Source organism: Dictyobacter formicarum, from assembly GCF_016587435.1.
Map to the genome: position 1 here is coordinate 1 of NZ_BNJJ01000061.1, position 3,539 is coordinate 3,539.

5 protein-coding genes and 1 pseudogene are annotated in these 3,539 nt (G+C 52.6%); 3 read left to right on the plus strand and 3 right to left on the minus strand.

Annotation, left to right across the window (positions count from 1 at the left end):
* A pseudogene (locus JMI88_RS39145) lies at positions 1-279 on the minus strand (hypothetical protein); the annotation flags it as partial.
* 38 nt (positions 280-317) lie between these two features.
* The gene (locus JMI88_RS39150) at positions 318-503 is read right to left on the minus strand and encodes a hypothetical protein (RefSeq protein WP_201367515.1); all 186 of its coding nucleotides are present in this window, start codon (positions 501-503) and stop codon (positions 318-320) included.
* Between the two features lie 155 nt (positions 504-658).
* On the opposite strand from JMI88_RS39150, the gene JMI88_RS39155 reads away from it, so the two are divergent.
* From JMI88_RS39155 to JMI88_RS39165, 3 genes are all read left to right on the plus strand, one after another.
* On the plus strand, positions 659-1,048 hold the full coding sequence (locus tag JMI88_RS39155; protein ID WP_201367516.1) for a cyclase family protein: 390 nt from the start codon (positions 659-661) through the stop codon (positions 1,046-1,048).
* Positions 1,000-1,512, plus strand: a complete 513-nt coding sequence (locus JMI88_RS39160) for a cyclase family protein (protein WP_236023266.1) — start codon at positions 1,000-1,002, stop codon at positions 1,510-1,512. Before JMI88_RS39155 ends, JMI88_RS39160 begins: the two co-directional genes overlap by 49 nt.
* Positions 1,513-1,670: 158 nt before the next feature.
* Positions 1,671-1,907, plus strand: a complete 237-nt coding sequence (locus JMI88_RS39165; protein WP_201367518.1) for a GNAT family N-acetyltransferase — start codon at positions 1,671-1,673, stop codon at positions 1,905-1,907.
* A 729-nt stretch (positions 1,908-2,636) separates the two neighbouring features.
* Here JMI88_RS39165 and JMI88_RS39170 read toward each other — a convergent pair.
* Positions 2,637-3,539: DDE-type integrase/transposase/recombinase (locus JMI88_RS39170; RefSeq protein WP_201367519.1), on the minus strand; the 903-nt coding region annotated here is incomplete at its 5' end.

The window sequence follows — 3,539 nt, forward strand, 5'->3', positions numbered from 1 at the left end:
CGTCACCACATCGTAACAACTGAGTTGATGAACAGGATGGGGCTCGGTCGTAATCGCCCTGAGGGTTTTGCCATCAATGGCCAGATGCGCATGATCGAGCTGAACCTGTGGCGTGTGTAAGCGACTTGGTTCATCTCCGCAGCGGCTTTGGGCTTCCCAGCGGATAAAGAACGCCGAGAGGAGCTCGTCGAGGTGCTGACCATCCACCTTTGCCAGTACATTGCAGTAGGTCATCTGGCACGGCATCTGTTCTCGGCGCAGTCCAAAGCGCTGGGCCAACTCCACTCGATGATGGCGAACCCAATCCGTTGCTCCACTCAGGGTCTTTTGCCCGCCAGTTTGGCAAGCACGAGCAGAGAGAGGATGACTGCCAATTCGTATCGTTTCCCTTGTTTGCGCCTTGGATCTGAGAGCGCTTGCAATGTTTGGTAGAGAGTGGTGCTGGGAACCAGTGCTGGCTCTGGTTCTGTTCTCGTCGTGATCGTCCATGTGGTATAGTCCATGTAGAGTTTTCCTTTAGGGTGAGTTTTTGTATTCTACAAGGAAAACTCTTCTTTTTCACCTCTTTTTCTAGAACTGGAAAGCCCTGTCCACTATGCAGAATCACTGGAGATATCTTATGGAATGAAGTAATATTATTGTGAAAGGATGTGTCTTTATGGATTCTTTAATACAAAGCGCATTGAATGCGCAGGTTTATGATCTTGAGCAACCACGGTATTTTGGAGCTCCGATCCTTCCTTCACATGCACCAGGCTTTGTCTATACGTTGCATCGCCGTCATGAGCCAGGGCTGGGTGAGGCGCGTACAGGAGCCTCGGGCTATATTTACATGGCTGAGCACGCCGGGACCCATATTGATGCCCTCACCCATCAGGCCGAGAATCTGAGACTCTATGGTGGACGTGAGGTAAACTCCCATGTGCAGACCTCGACCGGATTTACCGAAATGGGGTCGATACGATCGCACCAATCGTGTGCCGGGGCGTGTTACTGGATGTGGCGAAGTACCGGGGCGTTGATGCCATCGCGTCTGATCAGCATGTGACGCGCGCTGATCTTGAAGCGACAGCCAGTCAGCAGGAGGTCACTATTCGCGAAGGCGATGTTGTGCTGGTTCGTACCGGCAATGGTGCACGCTGGAAAGATCCAGAGGTCTATCTGGCGAGTGCGGGCGTTCGTGGTGATGCCTCGCAGTGGCTGGCCGATCAGAAGGTCAGAGCGGTTGGCGCGGATAATGTTGCATGGGATGTCTTAAACGAAGTTGATCCCGAACTTCATGTGACGCTGCCGGGCCATATTATTTTGCTTGTGCGTCATGGTATCCATATTCTGGAAAATGTCTTTCTGGAGGATCTGGCACGAGATCAGCGGCACGAATTTCTTTTTGTGTGCCTGCCCTCAAAATTCAAGGAGGAACAGGTTCACCCATTCGCCCGGTCGCGATCGCGTCGTAGCAAGAAGGCCAGGAAGTTGGAAATGCAATCTGCCACGAGGAATTGCATCCGATAATGGAAGCCAGTTGTACTCCTGCCCTGTGGCATTTTGTAAAAGATCTGCCACAGGGCTTTTGTTGAGATTGAATAAGTAACCATCATTGTGAATCGCTTGTCGAGTGGCAACGAAGGCCCGAAAGCACGGAAAACAGAGATGCAGCGAAAGAGGGAAGAATGCAAAGGTTAGAAACAAACCGCTTGCTCCTCACGAGGCCACAGCGCGAAGAGGATAAAGATCTGGGTGGGTTATGGCGCGATGAGCGAGTGCGGCAGTATCTCGGTGGTGTTATTAGTGAATATATTGTCGAGAAGAAACTTCAGTGGGTACAGACGCATTGGAAACAGGAGGGTTTTGGACAATGGACAGTATATGAGAAGGCAACCGAGCAGGTTGCTGGTCTCTGTGGGTAGGCAGATAGGTAGTGTTGCAGTGCGTCCGTAAAAGGCGTTTTTTTACATCGCTTCTGAGGAAGTGGCGGGTAGAGAGAACCCGCGTGGTCAACGAGCTTACCGGAGATGGAAACGTTACATGGGAACAGAGCATGCTCGCAAAGCGTCAGTTCTGAAAATCAGTGTACAGGACGTGATGCAAGACCAAGGATTGGCATGGCCAAAGCTACACTGCTTGAAACCTCGTTTCTTGGCCTTAACAACCGGGGTGGACGAAGGCTGATTGAAACGTCCACAGAGGATGCTTCCAGGGGTTATTTGCAACGACACCTGGACTCTCTAACACCTCTGAGCGCACAAGAAGTGTGTGAAAGAAACGAACAGGAGCCTAAACCAATCGAACGTGGAAAAAGCGCTAAACGGAGAGCACCTACGTCAGGGAAACCTGATATGGTGCCAGAGCTTCTATAGTAGTCTGAGAGAGATAACGCCTCTTACATGGCGAAGGGAAGCAGGCCATTGAGTTGAAAGCCAACAACGGCATGCGTAATGCAAATGAGCCAATGGGATGCTCTGAGCACCAAGAATATTCTTGGCAATGGCTGGAGAGTCGGATACCAAGAAATTGGTCCGTCCGGTTCGGAGGAAGACACACAGAAACCTGACATGAAAACAGGTTAAGGCGCTGTGTGTCTATCCTATAAAACGAGGAAGAAAAAAATGGAACGTGAGCGACCCTCTTCACTGTTCTTAGGCCACCGCTCCAAAGAGCTTGGCGATCAGTGCGACCTGCCCTCCCACATCCCCTTTGGCCACGCCTTGGAATTGTCCTTTCCGCAGCATGTTCATCATCTCGAAGCCTTGGAGTGTTCGCCAGGCCGTCTCGAACGAGAAAAAGCCCATCCCTGGCTTGGTCAGCCGTTTGATGAACCGATGGTCTTGTTCGATCAGATTGTTGAGGTATTTCACCTGCCGCAATGCCACATGTTCAGGCAGGACTCCAGCGGCTTTCAAGTTGGCAACAGCCTTGGGATAGGCTGTATGCAGTTGGTCCCTCGTCTCCCGGTCAGATCGAGCACCTTGTGTCCCTGCCCTTTCAGGATGAGCTAAGCGCGCGAACCCGCTGTCGCCGCTCTTGCAAAGATCGAAGACGATGTTCGGCTCGCGCCTGTTCTTGGATCTGTTGCACATACTCCGCAAACGGAGCGCGCCTTTTGACCAAGCAGGCACGGGCAGTACTTTGAGGATCTGCCCCTCGCCCCACAAAACCAATGTCGCTTCCGCTGCATTCAGATGGACCGTGATGAGTTGTCCGCGCCATGCCTTCCCCACATAATACCGCTTCAGGTCTAACTTGATCCGTCCAGCGGCATCCACGCGACGACGGAAGACCTGTTGTGGTTCATGGTGCAGCCAGGCCAAGGGGTCTACCGCAGTCGGCAAGGCTGGTAAAGAGGATGTTTCGCGCAAGCGCTCTGCTGGAGGCCGATCCAGCAGAGCGCGTCCCTGGTGCGGGCGCTCGTGATTGTAGAAGGTCTCAAAGGTGGTGAGAGCTTGCTGGGTCTGCCCAGCTGTGCTGGGACGTTCGACCTGCAGACATTCTTGCTTGAGTGTGCGATGAAACCGCTCGACATACGCGTTTTGTTCAGGATG